The sequence below is a fragment of the Mycoplana azooxidifex genome (genome assembly GCF_014196765.1).
GTDB lineage: Bacteria > Pseudomonadota > Alphaproteobacteria > Rhizobiales > Rhizobiaceae > Mycoplana > Mycoplana azooxidifex.
The window spans coordinates 231,833-252,566 of record NZ_JACIEE010000004.1 but is presented as its reverse complement, the minus strand read 5'-3'; the positions used below and the strand labels follow the sequence as shown (position 1 = coordinate 252,566).

21 protein-coding genes are annotated in these 20,734 nt (G+C 65.6%); 14 read left to right on the top strand and 7 right to left on the bottom strand.

Translation table 11 applies throughout. The features are described from left to right. Window positions 1–102: 102 nt before the first annotated feature. Genes GGQ64_RS10490 through GGQ64_RS10480 form a run of 3 tightly spaced genes read left to right on the top strand, consistent with a single transcriptional unit; the run spans window position 103 to window position 3,412 of the window. Window positions 103–561, top strand: coding sequence for a (2Fe-2S)-binding protein (locus GGQ64_RS10490; protein WP_183803357.1), 459 nt, complete (start codon window positions 103–105; stop codon window positions 559–561). Further along, the gene (locus tag GGQ64_RS10485) at window positions 558–2,840 is read left to right on the top strand and encodes a xanthine dehydrogenase family protein molybdopterin-binding subunit (RefSeq protein ID WP_246422566.1); all 2,283 of its coding nucleotides are present in this window, start codon (window positions 558–560) and stop codon (window positions 2,838–2,840) included. Before GGQ64_RS10490 ends, GGQ64_RS10485 begins: the two co-directional genes overlap by 4 nt. Next, a complete protein-coding gene (locus GGQ64_RS10480) occupies window positions 2,837–3,412 on the top strand; it encodes a hypothetical protein (protein ID WP_210300218.1) in 576 nt (191 codons plus the stop codon). The genes GGQ64_RS10485 and GGQ64_RS10480 overlap by 4 nt, the downstream gene beginning before the upstream one ends. 16 nt (window positions 3,413–3,428) lie before the next feature. On the opposite strand, the gene GGQ64_RS10475 is transcribed toward GGQ64_RS10480, so the two are convergent. The 5 genes from GGQ64_RS10475 to GGQ64_RS10455 form a co-directional block, all read right to left on the bottom strand. Further along, window positions 3,429–4,619: an MFS transporter gene (locus GGQ64_RS10475; protein WP_183803351.1), complete on the bottom strand. Its 1,191-nt coding sequence runs from the start codon at window positions 4,617–4,619 to the stop codon at window positions 3,429–3,431. Window positions 4,620–4,697: 78 nt separating this feature from the next. After that, a complete protein-coding gene (locus GGQ64_RS10470; RefSeq protein ID WP_183803348.1) occupies window positions 4,698–5,528 on the bottom strand; it encodes a DeoR/GlpR family DNA-binding transcription regulator in 831 nt (276 codons plus the stop codon). A gap of 152 nt (window positions 5,529–5,680) precedes the next feature. After that, window positions 5,681–6,427 carry a Bax inhibitor-1/YccA family protein gene (locus tag GGQ64_RS10465; RefSeq protein ID WP_183803344.1) on the bottom strand — a complete coding sequence of 249 codons (747 nt, stop codon included), beginning with the start codon at window positions 6,425–6,427 and terminating at the stop codon, window positions 5,681–5,683. A gap of 253 nt (window positions 6,428–6,680) precedes the next feature. Next, window positions 6,681–9,239 carry an ABC transporter permease gene (locus tag GGQ64_RS10460; protein WP_183803341.1) on the bottom strand — a complete coding sequence of 853 codons (2,559 nt, stop codon included), beginning with the start codon at window positions 9,237–9,239 and terminating at the stop codon, window positions 6,681–6,683. Then, window positions 9,236–9,949, bottom strand: a complete 714-nt coding sequence (locus GGQ64_RS10455) for an ATP-binding cassette domain-containing protein (protein ID WP_183803337.1) — start codon at window positions 9,947–9,949, stop codon at window positions 9,236–9,238. The genes GGQ64_RS10460 and GGQ64_RS10455 overlap by 4 nt, the downstream gene beginning before the upstream one ends. Before the next feature lie 134 nt (window positions 9,950–10,083). Here GGQ64_RS10455 and GGQ64_RS10450 point away from each other — a divergent pair, with 134 nt between their 5' ends. Both GGQ64_RS10450 and thpR read left to right on the top strand, forming a co-directional pair. Further along, a complete protein-coding gene (locus tag GGQ64_RS10450; protein WP_183803333.1) occupies window positions 10,084–10,728 on the top strand; it encodes an arylesterase in 645 nt (214 codons plus the stop codon). 87 nt (window positions 10,729–10,815) lie between these two features. Further along, window positions 10,816–11,397 carry an RNA 2',3'-cyclic phosphodiesterase gene (gene thpR / locus GGQ64_RS10445; RefSeq protein ID WP_183803330.1) on the top strand — a complete coding sequence of 194 codons (582 nt, stop codon included), beginning with the start codon at window positions 10,816–10,818 and terminating at the stop codon, window positions 11,395–11,397. Here thpR and GGQ64_RS10440 read toward each other — a convergent pair. After that, window positions 11,316–11,822 carry a low molecular weight protein-tyrosine-phosphatase gene (locus tag GGQ64_RS10440; protein ID WP_183803326.1) on the bottom strand — a complete coding sequence of 169 codons (507 nt, stop codon included), beginning with the start codon at window positions 11,820–11,822 and terminating at the stop codon, window positions 11,316–11,318. The genes thpR and GGQ64_RS10440 overlap by 82 nt on opposite strands. Window positions 11,823–11,894: 72 nt before the next feature. Between GGQ64_RS10440 and GGQ64_RS10435 the strand changes: the two genes are divergently transcribed. The 7 genes from GGQ64_RS10435 (at window position 11,895) to GGQ64_RS10405 (ending at window position 17,860) form a co-directional block, all read left to right on the top strand. Beyond that, window positions 11,895–12,194 (top strand): 4a-hydroxytetrahydrobiopterin dehydratase, encoded by a 300-nt coding sequence (locus GGQ64_RS10435; protein WP_183803323.1) that lies wholly within the window; start codon window positions 11,895–11,897, stop codon window positions 12,192–12,194. An 85-nt stretch (window positions 12,195–12,279) separates the two neighbouring features. Further along, entirely contained in the window at window positions 12,280–12,663 is a 384-nt protein-coding gene (locus GGQ64_RS10430) for a YkvA family protein (protein WP_183803320.1), read from the top strand. A 340-nt stretch (window positions 12,664–13,003) separates the two neighbouring features. Beyond that, window positions 13,004–13,507 carry an invasion associated locus B family protein gene (locus GGQ64_RS10425; RefSeq protein ID WP_183803317.1) on the top strand — a complete coding sequence of 168 codons (504 nt, stop codon included), beginning with the start codon at window positions 13,004–13,006 and terminating at the stop codon, window positions 13,505–13,507. A 272-nt stretch (window positions 13,508–13,779) separates the two neighbouring features. Continuing rightward, on the top strand, window positions 13,780–14,967 hold the full coding sequence (rlmN, locus tag GGQ64_RS10420) for a dual-specificity RNA methyltransferase RlmN (RefSeq protein ID WP_425488505.1): 1,188 nt from the start codon (window positions 13,780–13,782) through the stop codon (window positions 14,965–14,967). A 147-nt stretch (window positions 14,968–15,114) separates the two neighbouring features. Beyond that, window positions 15,115–16,068 (top strand): ABC transporter substrate-binding protein, encoded by a 954-nt coding sequence (locus GGQ64_RS10415; RefSeq protein ID WP_183803311.1) that lies wholly within the window; start codon window positions 15,115–15,117, stop codon window positions 16,066–16,068. A 119-nt stretch (window positions 16,069–16,187) separates the two neighbouring features. Next, window positions 16,188–17,069, top strand: a complete 882-nt coding sequence (locus tag GGQ64_RS10410) for an ABC transporter permease subunit (protein ID WP_183803308.1) — start codon at window positions 16,188–16,190, stop codon at window positions 17,067–17,069. After that, window positions 17,066–17,860 (top strand): ABC transporter ATP-binding protein, encoded by a 795-nt coding sequence (locus GGQ64_RS10405; RefSeq protein WP_183803305.1) that lies wholly within the window; start codon window positions 17,066–17,068, stop codon window positions 17,858–17,860. The genes GGQ64_RS10410 and GGQ64_RS10405 overlap by 4 nt, the downstream gene beginning before the upstream one ends. A gap of 24 nt (window positions 17,861–17,884) precedes the next feature. On the opposite strand, the gene GGQ64_RS10400 is transcribed toward GGQ64_RS10405, so the two are convergent. Further along, entirely contained in the window at window positions 17,885–18,535 is a 651-nt protein-coding gene (locus GGQ64_RS10400) for a LysE family translocator (RefSeq protein ID WP_183803302.1), read from the bottom strand. Between the two features lie 178 nt (window positions 18,536–18,713). Here GGQ64_RS10400 and GGQ64_RS10395 point away from each other — a divergent pair, with 178 nt between their 5' ends. Together GGQ64_RS10395 and GGQ64_RS10390 are read left to right on the top strand one after the other, a co-directional pair. After that, window positions 18,714–19,937 (top strand): argininosuccinate synthase, encoded by a 1,224-nt coding sequence (locus GGQ64_RS10395; protein ID WP_183803299.1) that lies wholly within the window; start codon window positions 18,714–18,716, stop codon window positions 19,935–19,937. Between the two features lie 152 nt (window positions 19,938–20,089). Next, complete coding sequence (locus GGQ64_RS10390) at window positions 20,090–20,731, top strand: LysE family translocator (protein ID WP_183803296.1); 642 nt, start codon at window positions 20,090–20,092, stop codon at window positions 20,729–20,731. Window positions 20,732–20,734: the final 3 nt, after the last annotated feature.

The window sequence follows — 20,734 nt, the reverse complement described above, 5'->3', positions numbered from 1 at the left end:
AAAGGTGTTGAAACCCGCTGCGACGGTATCACATCCCATCAGCAGGCGAAAAGCCGGCGTCGGCCAGCTGGAGCCGTCGCGATGACCCTCGAGGAGACAACGATGAAGCTGAACGTCAACGGCAGCGAGCACGAGATCGATGTCGAAACGGAGATGCCGCTTCTGTGGGCGCTGCGCGACGAACTGGACATTCGCGGTCCGAAATTCGGCTGCGGCATCGCCCAGTGCGGCGCCTGCACCGTCTTCATCGACGGCGAGCCGGTGCGCTCCTGCTCGGTCACCGTCGGCGAGGTGTCCGGCGCGGTCACGACCATCGAGGGGTTGGCAGCGGACGGCCGCCTGCATCCGGTCCAACAGGCCTGGATCGACGAACAGGTCGCCCAGTGCGGCTATTGCCAGGCCGGCCAGGTCATGACGGCGATCGCGTTGCTCGAGGCCATTCCCGATCCGACCGACGCGGACATCGACAACGCCATGTCCGGCAATCTCTGTCGATGCGGGACCTATCCGCGCATCCGCGCCGCGATCAAGCGCGCAGCCAGCGCAACGGCGGGGGCATGACGATGGCCACGCTCGGAAAGATCGCGCGCCGTACCTTCCTGATCGGCACGGGGCTGGTCGCCGGGGGCCTGGCGGTCGGCTACTACTATTATCGCAAGCCCTATCCCAACCCGCTCGAGGACGAACTCGCCGAGGGTGAGGCCACGTTCAACCCCTACGTCAAGATCGCGCCGGACAACACGATCACGCTGATCGCGCCGCGGGCGGAGATGGGGCAGGGCGTCTCCACCACGCTTGCCGCACTTGTCGCTGAAGAGCTGGACGTCCGGCTCGACCAGGTGATTGTCGAGCACGGCCCGGCCGGCCACGCCTACGCCAACACGACGATGCTGGAGGAAGGCGTGCCCTTTCCGCACTTCGACGAATCGACCGTCGCGGAACTGATGCGGTCCGGCATGGCGGTGGCCGGCAAGTTTCTCGGCCTTCAGGGTACGGGCGGGTCGACGTCGATCGTCGACGGCTTCTACAAGATGCGCCAGGCCGGTGCCGCTGCGCGCGAGGTGCTGAAACTCGCCGCGGCGAAGCGGCTGGGCGCGGAGCCCGGTTCGCTCTGGACATCGGACGGCATCGTCACCGACCCGGCCTCGGGCACGACCTTCACCTATGGAGAACTGGCGCAGGAGGCCGCCGCCCTGGCGCCGCCGGCCGAGATCCGTCTGCGCGAGAAGTCGGAGTGGAAGATCCTCGGCAAGCCGCAGGCGCGCATCGACATGCGAGCCAAGGTGACCGGCGCGCCGATCTTCGGCATCGACGTGCGCCTGCCCGACATGCTGTTCGCAACGCTGCGGATGAACCCCTATCGCGGCGGCCCGATCGCAAGCCTCGACGATGCCGACGCCATGAAGATGCGCGGCGTCCTCAAGGTCGTGAAGGTCGAGACCGGCATTGCCAACGGCTATGCCGTCATCGCGGACAATACCTGGCGGGCGTTCCAGGCGGCCGATGCGGTCAAGGCGGAGTGGGGCAAGGGCACCTATCCGCCAGACAGCGCCGGCATCCGCCAGGCGCTGGAGGCGGCGCTCAAGGAGGGCGATGCCAGCTACGGCCGGGACGACGGCAATGTCGAGACCGCCTTTGCCGATGCGCCGCGCGAACGCATCGTCGAGGCGGACTACGGCGTGCCCTATCTGGCGCATGCGACGATGGAGCCGATGAACGCCACGGCACGGCTCAAGGACGGCCGGCTCGATATCTGGGCGCCGAACCAGATGCCGACGATGGTGCGCCAGCTCGCTGCCGCCGCCGTCGGCATCGAGACCGCAGACTGCTTCGTTCATACCACCTATCTCGGCGGCGGGTTCGGCCGCCGCGGCGACGTCGACTACGCCATCTATGCCGCGATCGTCGCCAGCAAGACCGAAGGGCGGCCGGTACAGGTGACCTGGACGCGCGAGGAGGACATGCAGCAGGACATGTATCGCCCTGCAGCGCTCGGCCGGTTCCGCGCGCGGCTCGGTAACGACGGATTGCCTGTTGCCGTCGACATGCGTATTGCCGCACCCTCGATCATCGGCAGCATCCTGCCACGCTACTTTCCCAGCATCTCTCCGATCGGCCCCGACAAGTCGATCACCGATGGCTCGGCGAACCAGCCCTATACGATCGCCAACTATCGCGTGGGCGGTATCAAGGCACCGGTCTCGATACCGGTCGGCTTCTGGCGCTCCGTCGGCAATTCCTTCAACGGGTTCTTCCACGAGGGCTTCATGGACGAGATCGCCGTTGCCGGCGGTCTCGATCCGCTGGAACTGCGGCGAAAGCTGATGGCGGCCTATCCCACGGCCGTCAACGTGGTCGACAAGGTCGGCGCCATGTCGCGCTGGGGCGAGAAGCTGCCGCCGGGGACTGCGAAGGGCTTCGCGTTCACGCTGTCCTTTGGCACCTGGGTCGCGCAGGTCGTGCAGGTTGCCGATGTCGGCGGCCGGATCCGCATCGAGAAGGTGTGGTGCGCGGCCGATCCCGGCCAGGTGATGGATCCGGCGATCTTCGAGGCGCAGATGATGTCCGGCATCGTCTATGGCCTGTCATCGGCGATCGGGGAGGAAATCACCTTTGCTGACGGCGCGGCGGAGCAGTCCAATTTCCACGACTACACGCCGATGCGGATACACCAGTGCCCGCAGATCGAGGTCGGGATCCTGGAAACCGCGCATCGCATGGGCGGCGCCGGCGAACCGGGCACGCCGCCTTCCATCCCCGCGCTCGCCAATGCGGTCCATGCGCTCACCGGAAAGCGCATCCGTTCGATGCCGCTGTCGAAGGAAGTGGAATTCCTATGATCGACCTGCTCAAGGCGCTCACAGGGTTTGCCGGCTGCGCTGTCGCCGCGCTTCTTTCCGCAACCGCGGCAGGCGCGCAGGATCCGGGGCTCGACGCATGGCGGGGCATATACGCGGTCTTTTCACATCCGCGCTGCGCCAACTGCCATGTGGAGGACGACCGGCCGCGATGGTCGGGCGCGCACTACGGCAGGACGCGCGTCCACGACATGAACGTCCAACGCGGCGCGGACGGCCTCGGCAATCCGGGCATGCGCTGCACGACCTGCCACCAGGAGCAGAACGCGGCGCAGCGTCACGGCCCGCCCGGCGCCCCCGCCTGGCATCTGGCGCCGGCCGAGATGGTGTGGTGGCAGAAGTCGTCGAAGGAGATCTGCGAGCAGGTGAAGGACCCGGCCCGCAACGGCAACAGGACGCTCGACGAGATCGCCCTGCATGTTCGCGACGACGACCTCGTCAGTTGGGGCTGGCAGCCGGGAACGGGGCGGGAGCCCGCCCCCGGTTCGGCCGAGGAAACCTACCAGTTGCTGCGGCAATGGTCGGCGGCCGGGGCGCCCTGCCCGGCCGATTGAGCATTCGGCAATCTGCTCAGTGGCGCTCGTGCACGTCCGCATGCACGGCGTGCTTCGACAGCAGCAGCACGACCAGGAGCAGGACCGGGAGAACGGAAAAGACCCAGCCAAAGCTCGTATGCTCGGCGATGAAGCCGATGGAGGAGGGGGCGAACAGCGAGCCGGAATATCCCATCACGGTCGTCACCGAGAGCGCCACGCCCTGGGCGAAGCCCGGCAGGTTGCCGGCCGCGGAAAAGGCGATCGGAACCATGTTGGAGATGCCGATGCCGCAGATGGCGAAGCCCGTCATCGCTATGTAGGCGTTCGGAGCGAAGCCCGCGATCACCATGCCGATGATGGCCAGCACGGTGGAGACGCGCAGCGTCCTGACCGCGCCGAAGCGGTCGCGCACGTGGTCGCCGGCAAAGCGCATGATGGCCATGGTGGCGGAGAAGGCGCCGAAAGCGAAGCCGGACAGCGCCAGCGACGCGCCGAGCTCGTCGCGCATGTAGAGGGCACCCCAATCGAGGATGGAGCCTTCGGGGATCATCGTGAACAGCGCCATGATGCCGATCAGCCATGGCAGCGGTGACATCGGCAGGCGAACCTTCTGGCGCGTTTCGGCCGGATGCGGCCGGTCGTGCAGGATCGAGGTCCAGACGGCCGCGAGCCCGGCAAGCGCCAGCACCGTCAGCAGGCCCGCATGTTCCAGAACGCCGATGGTCTCGATCAGGTAGCCGCCCGTCGTGGCGCCAATGAACGCGCCGAGGCTCCAGAAGGCATGGCAGGACGACATGATCGCCCGCCGCATCGACTTTTCGACCTCGACGGCATTGGCGTTCATCGCGATGTCCATCGCCCCGGTCAGCCCGCCGAAGAGGAAGATGGCGATCGCGCCGGTCCAGATGCTTGGGGCGAGCGACAGCAGCAGCATCGTCGGGATGAAGGCGATCGTGGCGCCACGCACGGCCCGCGATGTGCCGACATGGGCGATGAGGATGCCTGCAAGCGGCATCAGGATGAGCGAGCCAATGCCGAAGCAGACGATCATCAGGCCGAGCTGGGATTCGCTCAAGGACAGGCGGCTTGCGAATTCGGGGATCTTGGGCGCCCAGGCGCCCATGAACGTGCCGTTCAGGAGAAACAGGCCGGAGACGGCGACCCGCGAAGCCGGGTAGTAGGACGATCGCACGGCTGCTGTCGCTGTGTTTTCTGGTATGGTCATTTCCTGTTCCAGTTTGCTGGCGACGCCGTTGCGAGGGCGCCCGTGTTTCGTTCATGTTTCGATGATGCGCCCCTGGTGTTACGCCGGGTCGCCGTTTTTCGATCGCCGGCCCGGCCGTTGGTTCGGGCGCGGCTCCACCGGATCGGCCCGGGTCGCCCGCAAACCGGCCGCCCTGCATTCGGCCACTTCCTGCTCGTCCGCATCGGCTTCGAAGATGGCCCGGTCGAGCCGCCCGATCGGTATCACCGCGTAGGGAGCTGCCATGGCGAGCTTGTCGTTGGTCACGGCCGTCAGCACCGTGCGGCTGCGCTGTGCCATGAAGCGCTTGAACTCGGCATCCTCGAAGCCGAAGGCGGTGACGCCCACGTCCGGATGAAGCCCGCAAATGCCGAGGATGCAAAGGTCGGGGCGCAGCACCTCGGCGTCGCGCAGCGCTTTCGCGCCGATCGCCGCGCCGGTCTTCCGGTCGATCGGACCGCCGATCTGGATGACTTCGATGCCGCGCCTGTCGATCAGCGCTGCTGCGATAGCCGGTGTGTTGGTCGCCACCGTCAGGCCCTTGTCCTCCGGCAGGGCGCGGGCAATCGCGAGGTTGGTGCTGCCGGCGTCGAGGAAGACGAAGGAGCCCGGCTCGACGAGGGCGGCTGCGGCGCGGGCAAGGGCTTCCTTGCGGTCGCCATCGCTCCCGACGCGCTCGCTGAAGCTGGTGGACGGGCTCGGTGGCAGTGCGCCGCCATAGACGCGCCGGCACAGCCCGGCCGCGGCCATTTCGCGCAGGTCCCGCCGGATCGTATCCTCCGAGACGCCGAGTTCCTGCGCGAGGTCGGCCGCGATCACCCGGCCATGCGCGGCGAGGCGCGCCTCGATGAGCGTCTGGCGTTCGCCAAGGAGGAGTTCGCTGAGCGACATGCGGCTTTCCAATCGTGCAATAATGCGCCTAAATACGCATAATCATGCACGATTGGCAAGTGCCATCCCGATGGCGGCAGCGCGCAAACAAAAACCCCGCCGTTGCCGGCGGGGCTGTCTCGCTGATCCGTTGTGCGGCCGTGCCGCGGTGCTTAGCTGTTGCGGTTGCCCATGAAGCGCAGCAGGAACAGGAACAGGTTGATGAAGTCGAGGTACAGGGTCAGGGCGCCCATGATCGCCTTGCGACCGGCAACCGCCGCTTCGTCGGCTTCGAAGTACATCTCCTTGATCTTCTGCGTATCCCAGGCGGTCAGGCCGGCGAAGACCAGAACGCCGATGGCGGAGATCGCGAAATCAAGTGCCGTCGACTGCAGGAACAGGTTGACGAGCGAGGCGATGATGAGGCCGAACAGGCCCATGACCATGAACGAGCCCATGGCGGACAGGTCCCGCTTCGTCGTGTAGCCGTAGAGCGACAGGGCGCCAAAGGCCGCGGCCGAAACAAAGAAGGTCTGCGCGATGCTGGCGCCCGTATAGATCAGGAAGATCGACGACAGCGACAGACCCATCAGGCCGGCATAGACCCAGAATGTCGCCTGTGCGGCCGCAACGCTCATGGTGTGGATCCTAAAGCTCAGGAAGAACACCAGCGCCAGCGGCGCAAGGATCACCACCCACTTGAGGGGGCTGACATAGATCGCCTGGCCGAACGCGGTCAGTTGACCGCCGGAGAAGGCGGCCTGAGAAGCGAAGAACGCGACCACGCCGGTGATTGCAAGGCCCAGTGCCATCAGGTTGTAGACCTTCAGCATATAGGCGCGGAGGCCTTCGTCGACGACGGCGCCGGCCTGCGTGCCGGTGTTCGTCACTCGCGTCTGGTAGTTGCGGAAATCTGACATTTTATCCTCTCGAAAGCCCCGTTGATTGTTACGGTGTCGGGTGTCGCATCCGGTCCTGTTGCGGACAGGGCGATGTTTCGGCCGATCGAGGCTTTCCAGCCGATGTCGTGCCGAACACCCAGGCGCCGCTGCGGGGCCCCAGCATGCCTGCCCTCAATATGATCACTAAGCTGCTGTTGTACAAGTACCAATACCGGGCGCGCGATCAGTTTCGCGCGAGCGGCGCAGTGGCGAACGGGCGTTTTTCCTTCGCTCAAAGCTCTCGCAGGACGGTCGCCGCCTTCTGGCCGAGGACGCGCCAGGTGCCGGCCAGGCCGATGCCGACCGTCATCGCCAAGGCGATCAACACCGTCATGAGGGCGACGTCGGGCAGGAAGCTCGACGGCAGCGTCATGATGCGGCTGACGACGAACCAGGCGGCGACGCCGCCGGAGAAAAGCGCAAAGACGGCCGTCGCCAGGCCGAGCATGACGTACTCGTAGCTGAAGGCGCGGATCAGCGTCGTGCGCGTTGCGCCGAGCGTCTTCAGCACCACGGCGTCATGGGTTCGTGCCCTGTTGCCGGCCGCAAGCGCGCCGGCCAGAACCAGAACCGATGCGATCAGCGCCACGGCGGCAGCTGCTCGCACGGCGGTGGCCAACTGGCCCATCAACTCGTTGACAATGTCGAGCGCGTCCTTCACCCGCACGCTCGTAATGGTCGGATAGGCATTGGTGACGGCGCGCAGGGTCGCCGCCTCCTGCTCGGCCGTGGCGTCGGGGTCGATCATGGTGGCGAGCCAGGCATGCGGCGCGCCGGCGAAGGTGTTGGGCGAGAAGACCATGACGAAATTGATCGACAGCGATTCCCACTCGACGTTGCGGAAATTGGCGATGCGGGCGGTCATGTTGCGGCCGAGCACGTTGACGGTGACAGTGTCGCCGACCTTCAGGCCGAGTTCGCCGGCTTCTTCGGCGGAGAAGGACACCAGCGGCTCGCCGGCATAGTCGGCCGGCCACCACTGGCCCGCGGCCAGCGTCGAGTTCTCCGGCAGGTTCTTGGCATAGGTGATGCCGCGATCGCCCTGCAGCACCCAGCGGCCCGAGGCCGGCACGTCGCGGCGCGCCACGTCCTCGCCGTTGAAGGCGGTGATACGGCCGCGCAGCATCGGCACCTCGATGATCTTGCCGTCCGGCATGGTGTCGGTCAAAACCTTGCGGAAGCCGTCGAGGTCGTTGCCCTGGATGTCGATGAAGAAGAAGTTGGGCGCGCGTTCCGGTAGGCTGCTTGTCAGTTCGCGGCGCAGGTTGCCGTCGATCAGGGTGAGGGTGACGAGCAGCGCAAGGCCGAGCCCAAGCGACAGCACGACGGAGGGCGTCAGCGCGCCCGGGCGGTGGATGTTGCCGATCGCGAGCCGCAGCGCAGGCGAATTGACCCTGGGTGCGCGGCGGGCGAGTGCGGTCACAAGCGAGGCGACCAGCCTCAGGACGACGAAGGCAAACGCGATCGAGCCGAGGAAGACGACGGCGATGTAGCGGTCGTAGGCCGTCCAGACGGCAAGCCCGCCGAGGGCCGCCAGAAAAAGGCCGGCCCCTGCGATGTAGGGCCAGGCGGGCAGGCGGCTGCGCTCGAAGCCCTGCTCGCGGAAGAGCGCCGTCGCCGGCACCTCCCGGGCATGGCCGAGCGGCATGATGGCAAAGGCGAGTGCTGTGATGACGCCGAAGGCAGCGGCGAGCGCCAGCGCGCCGGGATAGATCGCAAGCCCAGCGGGAACCGGTAGGACGCCTTCCAGGAAGCGCACGGCGACGATCGGTATCAGCATGCCGAGGACGAGGCCGATCAGGATGCCGATGACGGCGATCAGGACGATCTGGATCAGGTAGATCGCCGAGATCAGCCGCGCCGGCGCGCCGAGGCACTTGAAGGTGGCGATCACGCCGCGCTTGGTGTCGAGATAGGCGCGCACGGCATTGGCGACGCCGACGCCGCCGACGATCAGGGCGGTCAGGCCGACGAGCGTCAGGAACTGCGAGAAGCGGGTGATGTTGCTGGTCAGCGACGGGGTGGCGTTGTTGCTGGTGCGGATCGACCAGCCGGCGGAGGGAAACTGCCGTTCCGCCTGCCTGCGGACCTCGGCGATGGCCCGGGAGGTCGGCGCGTCGAGGCGGACCTTGTACTGGTGTTCCACCAGGCTGCCGGTCTGCACGAGGCCCGTGGCCGCCAACGCGTCGTTGGAGATCAGCAGGCGCGGCGCGAGCCCGAAGCCGTCGGAAAGCGCATCGGGCTCCCGGTCGATCGTTGCGGTGATGCGAACCCTGGCGGTGCCGAGCAAGAGCTCGTCGCCGACGCGTACGCCCAGCCGTTCGAGCAGGAGGGGTGCTGCGAGCGCGCCGAAGGTGCCGCCGTCGTCTGCCGTCAGCCGGGCCAGAGGCTCGGCGGGCGTGGTCTCGACCGTGCCGTAGAGCGGATAGTCGTCGTCGACGGCCTTCAGCTCGACCAGTGTCTGGTCGGAGCCGTCCGGCAGACGCGCCATGGAGCGCAGGCCGGCGGAGACGGAGACGTCGCCGAGCGTGTCGAAATAGCCGCGCTCCGCATCGGTCGCCACCCGGTTGCGTAATTGAAAGCGGATGTCGCCGGCCAGCAGCGTCTGCCCCTGCGCCTCGATGGATTGGCTGATGGCGCCGGAGACCGAATTGACGCCGGCGATCGCAGCCGTGCCGAGCGCGATGCAGGCGAGGAAGATGTAGAAGCCGCGCAAGCCGCCGCGCATCTCGCGAAGCGCGAGACGGAAGGCCAGCGACAGCCAGCCGGCAGAGCGCGCCGGCGCGTTCATGCCGAAACCTTCCGGCCGCTCGTCACGGGGGTGGCCTCGGCGCCGACCACCTCGCCGGAGCGCATGCGCACCTGGTGCTGGCAGCGGGCGGCGAGTGCCGGATCGTGGGTGACGAGCACGAGCGTCATGCCGCGTCGGGCCTGCTCGGCAAAGAGCAGGTCGGAGATCTGCCGCCCCGTGTCGCCGTCGAGATTTCCGGTCGGCTCGTCGGCGATCAGCAGGCGCGGCTGCGGCGCGAGCGCGCGGGCGATGGCGACGCGCTGCTGCTCGCCGCCCGAAAGCTGCCCGGGATAGTGCGACAGGCGCTCGCCGAGCCCCACGGCCTCCAGTTCGCGCCGGGCGATGGCGAAGGAGTCCTTGACGTTGGCGAGCTCCAGCGGAACGGCGACGTTTTCGAGCGCGGTCATATTGGGGATGAGATGGAAGGACTGGAAGACGATGCCGATGTTGCGGCCTCGAAAGTCGGCCACCTGGTCCTCGCTCATCGTGTGCAGCGCCGCGCCGCCGATATGGATCTCGCCGCGGTCCAGCCGCTCGAGGCCCGCCAGGACCATGAGAAGGGTGGACTTGCCGGATCCGGAGGGGCCGACGATGCCGACCGACTGCCCGGCGGCGATCTGCAGGTCGATCCCCTTCAGCACATGGACCGATGCCGCGTCCCGGCCGAGCGTGAGGTCCGCCTTTTTAAGATCGATGATGGTTTCGCCCACGAAAATCTATCCTATATCTTGGTGCAATGCGGGAATGCGGGATCGGCAGGGGCAGGTCCCCCGTAACCGCCGAGCCGCAGCCCGCTCGGTTCCGGAAAGTTCGGGAGCTGCCGCAGCAACTTAGGATCAGCGAAATGCCGTTTAAAGCCGCTCACGGAATTTTCATCGCCATGGTCCTCATGGTGCTGTCAGTCGCGCGTCCGGCCGCAGCCGAGCCCGTCGCTCTTGTCGGCTTCGGCGACAGCCTGATGGCAGGATACCAGCTTCCGGCGGAAGATGCCTTCCCGGTGCAGCTGGAAAAGGCGCTGCGGGAAAAGGGCGCGGAGGTGGCGATCACCAATGCGGGCGTCTCCGGCGACACGACCTCGGGTGGGCTGGCGCGCCTCGACTGGTCGGTTCCCGACGGCACCAAGGGCGTGATCCTCGAACTCGGCGCCAACGATGCGCTGCGCGGCATTCCCCCGGAACAGACGGAACAAAATCTCGACAAGATGGTTTCCGGCCTGAAAAGCCGCGGGATAGCCGTGTTGCTCGTCGGAATGCTCGCACCGCCCAACATGGGCGGCGACTATGGCGAGCGCTTCAACGGCATGTACGAAAGGCTCGCCGAGAAGCATCAGGTTCCGCTCTACCCGTTCTTCCTGGACGGGGTGGTGACGCATGCCGACCTGCAGATCGAAGACGGAATGCATCCCAACAGCAAGGGCGTTGCCGTCATGGTCGAGAGAATGTTGCCGGTAGTTGAGCAGTTCCTGAAAAGCCTGGGGGAAAGGGACTGACTGTTTTCGCGGGTGCGAAATTAGGGTTGCGCATACGAGTAATGCGTGATTCCCTGAGCAAACGATCACAGATTCGGGGAGCTCGCCATGCCGAGACTTTTTGTTGCCCTCGAAGTGCCGCGTAATGCCGCCATGAGCCTCTCGCTGCTCCGCGGCGGTCTGCCCGGAGCACGCTGGATCGACGTCGAGAACTTCCACATCACATTGCGGTTCATCGGCGACATCGATGGTCGCACCGCCGATGAGGTCGTCGACCGGCTCGATCGAATCGAGAGGCCCGAATTCCAGCTGTCGTTGTCGGGCGTGGGCTCCTTCGGTTCCAAGAAGCCGCATTCCATCTTCGCAAGCGTCTCGCAAGCGCCTGAAATGTATGCGCTCCAGGCGGAGATCGAGCGCATCTGCCAGCGGCTCGGACTTCCGGCCGATCCGCGCAAGTTCACCCCGCATGTGACGCTGGCGCGGCTCAGGAACGCCCGGCTGGACGACGTGGTGTCCTATCTCTCCGGGCGCGGAAACTTCTATTCCTCCCCGTTCGTGGTCAACCGCTTCGTGCTGATGTCGTCCAAGGAATCGGTCGGCGGCGGGCCCTACGTGACGGAAGAGGTGTTCCCGTTATACGAGGGCGGCTCCTCCTTCGGGCTTCCGGCGATGGAAGCGCATCCCCGGTAGAGCATGCGATAGACGGCATCGAATTCGGCCCTTCCGCCAAAATAGGGATCGGGCACGTCTTGTGCGGTTGCGAAGGCATGCTCGGAGAAAAGCGCGATCCGGGCCGTGGCGCCTGAGGGCGCGCTCTCCCTCAGGCTGAGCAGGTTGTCGTGATCCAGCGCCAGGATCAGGTCGAAGCGATCGAAGTCCGCCGGGGCGACCTTGCGCGCCCTCAATCCCGAAATGTCGATATCGTGATCGGCGGCGACGGCGATGGCGCGGCTGTCCGGCGGATCGCCGATGTGCCATGCGCCGGTTCCCGCCGAATCGATCAGGAACTCGTCGGCGCGACCCGCCTTTTCGGCGAGATGGCGAAGGATTCCTTCGGCCAGCGGCGAGCGGCAGATGTTGCCAAGGCAGACGAACAGGATCGAGATCTGGGGCAAGACGGGCTCCGCAAAGGTGAAGGGTCAGAAATTATCTGCTAAGAGGGGGGCCTGCAACGGAGGACACTGTCGATGAAGCAGGACAAGCTCAGCACCGAGGTGATCACCTCCAGTCTCGCCATGCTCGAGGGCTGGAAGCTTGAGGATGACGGAGTCGCGATTGCGAAATCGTTCAGGTTCAAGACGTTTGCTTCTGCGTTCGCGTTCATGACGGAGGCTGCGCAGGCGGCGGAGCGGCTGAACCACCACCCGGAATGGTTCAACGTCTACGACAAGGTCGATGTCCGCCTCACCACCCATTCGGCCGGTGGCGTCACCGCGCTCGATTTCCGCCTGGCGGAGGCGATGGAGAAGGCAGCACGGGCGCGCTGAGCGCTTGCCGCCGGGGTCGGGGCTTCCCATATCAGGGACCGCGCCGGGTGAAGGCCGGATGAAGGACTGCGCAAGGAGTGTCGGAATGGACGATGTGAAGATCGGAGAGATCCTGCTGCCGGGCGACGAAGAGGAGCAGGAGAGCCAGCGCCAGCGGGTCCGCAAGCGCTTCTGGCCCGTGCTCAAGCGCGCCTTCCGGCAGGTTCCGTTCAGCCGGGATCTCGTTGCCGCCTATTTCTGCGCGCTCGACCGGCGCACCCCGACGCGCGTGCGCGGCATCCTGCTCGCAGCGCTTGCCTATTTCGTCCTGCCGCTCGACGGCATCCCGGACATTTTGGCGGTGGTCGGCTTTTCCGACGACATCGCCGTGCTGACTGCGGCCTTCGCAGCCATTCGTGGCCATATCCGCGAGGATCACTACGTCGAGGCGGACCGCGCCTTGATGGACGGGCTGGAGGAAGCCGGCTGAAGCTGGAACAGACCACAGGTTCCTGCGGCGACAACCCACGGCAAGGCCTTGGGGCGGCAGGCTCGTGCCAAGATGGTGCATTGTCAAACTCTTGCCTGAATCTTTGCCGACATCTTCTCCCTGATGGGATGGGCTTCTTCATCGGCACCACGGCGATCCGGCCTCGAAGTCCGGCGGCAATTTGCATTGCCGCCCGTTTCATAGTAACCGCCGCATCGACGAGATGAGGGTTTGTTGACGATTTGGTAACCAGAATTAAGTCAAATTAAATCAAATCGTGATCATTCGAGCCGTTACGCCCGCGCTCGGGCGACGACAGCAAGACAACCGGCAGGGAATCATGTTTGTAAGAAAATTCGCAACCGCACTCACCTTCGCTGTGGCAACGGCCGGCGTTGCACTGGCGCAGTCTCCGACGCGCATTCAGCAGTTCAACGCATGGGGTGCCTACTCCTACCAGGCCAATAACAGCAAGGTCTGCTACGTTCTCTCGGTGCCGAAGGAAAAGGCACCGGCGGGCGTCGACCATGGCGACATCTTCTTCCTCGTGTCGCAGCGCCCCGGCCAGAACATCTCCTACGAGCCGCAGGCGATGATGGGCTATCCGCTGCAGGAGAACTCCAAGGTCAATGTCGTCATCGACGGCCGCACCTTCGTGATGTTCACCAAGGGCAATTCGGCATGGGTCGAGAATGCCGCCGAGGAACCGGCCCTGGTCGCAGCGATGAAGACGGGCAAGGACATGTCGGTCAAGGCGACGTCGCGTCGCGGCACGGGCACCAGCTATTCCTATTCGCTGTCGGGAATTTCCGCGGCGCTGAAGCAGATCGAGACCTGCAAGTAAGCAGCCAATCGTCTCTTTCGTGAAAGGCCGGTCCCGCGACCGGCCTTTTCGCTTTTCCGGGCGGGCGTGACTTCCGGGCCGAAGGATGCTAAAGGCGCGGGCAACAGCTGGAGACGCGCGCAGAACGATGCGCCGGGCGCTCCTTGGATTTCATGATCGAGACGCGGCAGATCTGTGGGGCGGGCAGCCCGGCAGCATGAACGCGCAACGGGATTGCACGAATGGCGACCTTGGATTTTCTCAACGGCACGGAGCCTGCAACCGCGCGGCCGATGCGCACGGCGCCGATGGCCGAAAAGCCGACGCTGATCGGCCTTTCGCGCGAGGACATGGGCAAGGCACTGGTCGAGAAGGGCGTCCCGGAGCGGCAGGCGAAGATGCGCGTCAGCCAACTCTGGCATTGGCTCTACGTGCGCGGCGTCTCCGATTTCGACCACATGCTCAACGTCTCCAAGGACATGCGGGAGATGCTGAAGACGCATTTCACCATCGCCCGTCCCGAGATCGTCGAGGAGCAGGTCTCCAACGACGGCACGCGCAAATGGCTGCTGCGCTTTCCCGCGCGCGGCGCCGGCCGGCCGGTCGAGGTGGAGACGGTCTATATCCCCGAGGAAGGGCGTGGCACGCTCTGCATTTCCAGCCAGGTCGGCTGCACGCTCACCTGTTCGTTCTGTCACACCGGCACGCAGAAGCTGGTGCGCAACCTGACGGCCGAGGAGATCCTGGCGCAGCTGCTGCTCGCCCGCGACCGACTGGGTGACTTCCCGGACCGCGAGACGCCGGCGGGCGCGATCGTGCCGAGCGACGGCCGCAAGGTCTCCAATGTCGTCATGATGGGCATGGGCGAGCCGCTCTACAATTTCGAGAACGTCAAGCAGGCGCTCCTGATTGCCACCGACGGCGACGGGCTGTCGCTGTCGAAGCGGCGCGTCACGCTGTCGACATCCGGCATCGTCCCGGAGATCTACCGCACCGGCGAGGAGATCGGCGTGATGCTGGCGATCTCGCTGCATGCGGTGCGCGACGAGCTGCGCGACATGCTGGTGCCGATCAACAAGAAGTATCCGTTGAAGGACCTGCTGGAGGCCTGCCGCGCCTATCCGAGCCTGTCGAACGCGCGCCGCATCACCTTCGAATACGTGATGCTCAAGGACGTCAACGACAGCCTCGAGGACGCCAAGCTTCTCACCCACCTCCTGAGGGGCATTCCGGCCAAGATCAACCTGATCCCGTTCAATCCCTGGCCGGGAACGAACTACCAGTGTTCGGACTGGGAGCAGATCGAGAAGTTCGCCGACTTCATCAACCAGGCCGGCTATGCCTCGCCGATCCGCACGCCGCGCGGCCGGGACATCCTCGCTGCCTGCGGCCAGCTGAAATCGGAATCGGAACGCATGCGCAAGGTCGACCGCATGGCCTATGAAGCGATGATGATCGCCGGCCACGGCGAGGACGACTGAGGGCCGCTGCAGCCGCCGTCCGCTTCGCTTTTGCCGTTCGATCGCGTCCCCATCAGAAAATGTGATTGATCGAGCAGGATCCGAGAATTGATCTGAAGCGCCGTATTGCCTAGAACCTGCCCGAATTTCATTCAGGGAGATCAATTCATGCGCACACTCTTGCTTGCTTTTGCGGCAACTCTGGCCATTTCGCTACCGGCTCGCGCCGATGACGTCACCGTCGCGGTGACCGCGATCGTCGAGCATCCGGCGCTCGATGCGACACGGGACGGGGTCAAGGAGGCCCTGGCCGCCGCGGGCTACAAGGAAGGCGAGAACCTGACGTTCCTCTACGAGTCCGCACAGGGCAACCCGGCGACGGCGGCGCAGATCGCGCGGCAATTCGCAGGCGAGGCGCCGAACGTGATCGTGCCGATCTCCACCCCTTCCGCACAGGCGGTGGTTTCCGCCACCCGTGACATTCCGGTGGTCTTCACCGCCGTGTCCGATCCGCTCGGAGCGCAGCTGGTGAGGGACATGGACAAGCCCGGCGGCAACGTCACCGGGTTGTCCGACATGTCGCCGGTCGCCGAGCACCTGGCGCTGATCAAGGAGATCCTGCCGGAGGCCAAGACCATCGGCTATCTCTACAATTCCGGCGAGGCCAACTCCGTCTCGCTGCTGGCCGTGCTGAAGGAAGAAGCAGAAAAGGCCGGCCTGAGCGTGGTGGAATCGGCTGCTACCAAGTCCGCGGAGGTCCAGGGCGCCGCGCGCGCGCTGGTGGGCCGTGCCGACGCCATCTACATTCCGACGGACAACACCATCATCTCCGCCCTCGAGGGTGCGGTGGCCGTCGCCGTGGAAAGCAAGCTGCCGTTGTTCACGGCCGACACGGATTCGGTCCAGCGCGGCGCGCTCGCCGCACTCGGCTTCAACTACCGCGACGTCGGCAAGCAGACGGGCGAAATCGTCGTGCGCATCCTGAAGGGTGAGAACCCGGGCGACATTCCGGTGAAGGTTGCCGCCGGCACCGACCTCGTCGTCAACAAGGCAGCGGCCGAAAAGATGGGCGTGACCCTGCCGGAAGGCCTGCTGGGCCGCGCGACGCGCGTGATCGAATAGCGCCTGCGCACATCGTCTAACCCCTGTTCGACCGCCGCCGCATCTTTCGGCGGCGGTTGTGCTATCAAGGACCCGGGCCGCAGCGAACGGCCGCGTCAGGAAAGAGAGAGAAACGAGCCGTGAGCGGGATTGCCTTCTGGGGAGCTGTGGAGCTCGGACTCGTCTATGCCTTCGTCGCCATCGGCGTTTACCTCGCCTTCCGCGTCCTGGATTTTCCGGACCTGACGGTGGACGGCTCGTTTCCCCTGGGTGCGGCGGTTGCGGCGGTTCTGATCATTGCGGGCGTCAACCCCTGGCTTGCCAGTGCCGTCGCGATGCTGGCGGGTGCTGCAGCGGGCCTGGTGACGGCGATGCTGAACGTGCGCTTCCGCATCCTCAACCTGCTCGCCTCGATCCTGACGATGATCGCGCTGTTCTCGGTCAACCTGCGGGTCATGGGCAAGCCGAATGTCGCCCTGATCAATGCGGACACGATGCTCAGCCCCTTCTTCGGGCTGGGCCTGCGCGATTTCTACGTTCGTCCGCTCTTCATCGGGGTTCTGGTGGTGGTCGCGCTGTTCCTGGTGTGGCGTTTCCTCGAAAGCGACGCGGGGCTGTCCATGCGCGCGACCGGCGCCAACGCCCGCATGGCGCGGGCGCAGGGTGTCGACACCGACCGGCAGATCTATCTCGGCATCGCGCTGTCCAATGCGCTGGTCGCTCTCGGCGGCGCGCTGTTCGCGCAGACCAACGGTTTCGCCGATGTGACGTCCGGCGTCGGCACCATCGTGGTCGGCCTTGCCGCTGTCATCATCGGCGAGACGCTGTTCGGCACGCGCGGCATCCTGGTTGCGCTGATCGGCTGCGTGCTCGGCTCGATCCTCTACCGCATCGCCATCCAGCTTGCGCTTTCGTCCGACGTGCTCGGCCTGCAGGCGTCCGACCTCAACCTGGTGACGGCCGTGCTGGTGACCGTGGCGCTCGTGCTGCCGCGCCTGCGCCGGGGAGGAGCCGCGTCATGATCGCGCTGTCCGACATCAAGGTGGTCTTCGGCCGTGGTACGCCTTTGGAAAAGCAGGCGCTGAACGGCATCAGCCTGACGATCGAGGAAGGCTCGTTCGTCACCGTCATTGGCTCGAACGGCGCCGGCAAATCGACGCTTCTGGGCGTGCTGGCCGGCGACGTGATCGCGACATCAGGACAGGTGCGGATCGGCACCGCCGACGTGACGCGGCAGGGGACGGCGGCGCGCGCCGGCCGGGTGGCGCGGGTGTTCCAGGATCCGCTCGCCGGCAGTTGCGGCGCGCTGTCGATCGAGGAGAACCTGGCGCTGGCGGCCCGTCGCGGTGAGCGGCGCGGCCTTGCCCCGGCGCTTGGTGCCCGCAGGCGCGAGCTGTTCCGCGCGCGCATCGCCGAGCTGAACCTCGGGCTAGAGAACCGGATGGGCGACCGCATGGACCTCTTGTCCGGCGGCCAACGCCAGGCGGTGTCGCTGGTGATGGCGACGCTGGCGGGCTCCGACGTGCTGCTGCTCGACGAACACACGGCGGCGCTCGATCCGGGCATGGCGGAATTCATCATGAGCCTGACGCAGAAGATCGTTTCGGAGCGCAGGCTTACGACGCTGATGGTCACCCATTCCATGCGCCAGGCACTGGACTATGGCCACCGCACGATCATGCTGCATGGCGGCGAGATCGTGCTCGACGTCACCGGCGACAGCCGCAAGACGCTGCAGGTGGAGGACCTGATCGCCATGTTCCGCAAGATGCGCGGCCAGACGCTGGACGACGACGCGCTTTTGATCGGTTGACGCGGTCGAGTCCCGCGACGGGCGTCAGCGCGTCTGCGTCATGAAGATCTTGACCGCGAAGATCGAGAAGACGCCGGCGAAGGTGTAGTCGAGGCCGCGCAGGAAGCGTTTGTTGCACTTCATCCAGGCGGACAGCCTGTCTGCGGCCAGCACCACGAGCGTGTTCACCGGCATGCCGATCATGATGAACAGCAGCCCGAAGACGATGAGCTTGCCGGTGACATCGGGATCGCCGGCGGAGACAAATTGCGGCAGGAAGGTCATGAAGAAGATGATGACCTTCGGGTTCAAAAGGTTGACCCAGAAGCCGGTGGAGATGTTGGCAAGCGCGGAGACCTTCGGCATGGCCAAGGCCTCCCCCGTCTTGTCGGAGAAGCTGGAGCCGACCCGGATCGCCTGGATCGCCAGCCACAGCAGGTAGCCCGCGCCGCCGGTCTTGAGGATCATGAACGCGGTCGGCGAGGCGGTGATCAGCGCCGAGATGCCGAAGGCGACAAGCAGCGTGTGCGCCACGATGCCCATCGAGGTGCCGAGCACGACGAACAGCGCAGGACCGCGGCCCTGCGATAGCGCGCGGCTGATCGACAACGTCATGTCCGGTCCGGGCGTTGCGGCAAGCAGGAGGCTCGCGGCGGCAAAGGCGATGAGCGTTGGCAGGGAGGGCAGGTATTCCATGTTGGTGGATCCGCGTTTTCGATATCTGCCGTTCGTTACTCCTGCGCGTGCGGCTTGGAAAGCCAAATTGTCGAGCGTGTGGGCCGGGACGCTTGTATCCGCGCGCTTTCTGACTAAAAGTGCCGCCGATAAATTGCGCGGCCCGGCCGCTATTCCTGACACCAGACGGACAGAAACCATGGCATCTCCCAAGCAAGTCAAGAAGGTCGTTCTCGCCTATTCCGGCGGCCTGGACACCTCGATCATCCTGAAGTGGCTCCAGACCGAACTCGGCGCCGAAGTCGTCACCTTCACCGCCGACCTCGGCCAGGGCGAGGAACTGGAGCCGGCGCGCAAGAAGGCGGAGATGCTCGGGATCAAGGAGATCTTCATCGAGGACGTGCGCGAGGAGTTCGTGCGCGACTTCGTCTTCCCGATGTTCCGCGCCAATGCCGTCTACGAGGGCGTCTACCTGCTCGGCACCTCGATCGCCCGGCCGCTGATCTCCAAGCATCTAGTCGAGATCGCCAGGAAGACGGGTGCGGACGCGATCGCCCACGGCGCCACCGGAAAGGGCAATGACCAGGTTCGTTTCGAGCTTTCGGCCTATGCGCTGAACCCCGACATCAAGATCATCGCGCCCTGGCGCGACTGGTCGTTCAAGAGCCGGACCGATCTGCTGGCATTCGCCGAGCAGCACCAGATTCCGGTCGCCAAGGACAAGAAGGGCGAGGCGCCGTTCTCGGTCGACGCCAACCTCCTGCACTCATCCTCGGAAGGCAAGGTACTGGAGGATCCGGCGGTCGAGGCGCCGGAATACGTGCACATGCGCACGATTTCGCCTGAGGCGGCGCCGGACAAGCCGACCGTCATCACCGTCGGCTTCGAGCGCGGCGACGCCGTCTCGATCAACGGCGTGCGCATGTCGCCCGCCACGCTGCTGTCGGCGCTCAACACCTATGGCCGCGACAACGGCATCGGCCGCCTCGACCTCGTCGAGAACCGCTTTGTCGGCATGAAGAGCCGCGGTGTCTACGAGACCCCCGGCGGCACGATCCTGCTGGCCGCGCACCGTGCGATCGAGAGCATCACGCTCGACCGGGGTGCGTCGCACCTCAAAGACGAACTGATGCCGCGCTATGCCGAGCTGATCTACTACGGCTTCTGGTTCTCGCCGGAGCGCGAGATGTTGCAGGCGGCGATCGACCTCAGCCAGAAGAATGTCGAGGGCGAAGTGACGCTGAAGCTCTACAAGGGCAACGTCATGGTCACCGGCCGCAAGAGCGACAAGTCGCTCTATTCCGACAAGCTCGTCACCTTCGAGGACGACCAGGGCGCCTATGACCAGAAGGACGCCGCCGGCTTCATCAAGCTGAACGCGCTGCGCCTGCGCACGCTCGCCGCGCGCGACCGCAAGGGCTGAGCCCAGCCAGCCACAGTGCTCATTCGAACAACCCGCCGGAATGATCCGGCGGGTTTTTCGTTCGCTACGCACCGGAGGCGGGCGATGCTGCGACCCCGCTTGACGGAGCCCAGGAGACAGGCTCAGATGGGTTCTTTCCCGCGGAGATTCCCATGACCGGTTCGATGCTGTTCGGCGCCTTTCTTGCCGCGCTGTTCTATGTCCTCATTCCCGGCCCGGCCTTCCTGGCGCTGCTCGGCATCGGCGCCGGCCAGGGACGGAAGGCGGGTGCGATGTTCATGGGCGGCCATCTGGCGGGCGACATCGTCTGGTCGACGCTGGCGCTCGTGGCAATCGTCGGGGCCAGGACGATCGGCACTCTGGTGTTTGACGTGCTCGGCCTTCTCTGCGGACTGTATCTCGCCTGGATCGGCTGGACTGCGCTCAGGGCCAAGCCGCGCGGGACGGACAAGCCGCTCGTGACGGTGGAACGGCCGCTGCGGCGCGGGCTGATCTTCGGCCTGACCAATCCGAAGGGCTATCCGGTGGCGCTCGCGACCTTCACGGCGCTGCTCGCCGGTTCCTCCAGCGCGCTGGACTTCTCGTCCCTGCCCATGCTGCTTGCCGTTTCGCTCCTGGGCTTTCTGGTCGCCGATATCGTCCTGATCGCGGTCATCGGCGCTTCGTTCGTGCGCAGGTTTTATCGCCGGCACGAGCTTGCGATCGTGCGGATGTCGGGCGTGCTGTTCATGGGCTTCGCCGTCCAGGCCGTCTGGCATGCGGCCCCCGGACTTGCAGGCTGGCGCAGAACATAGCGG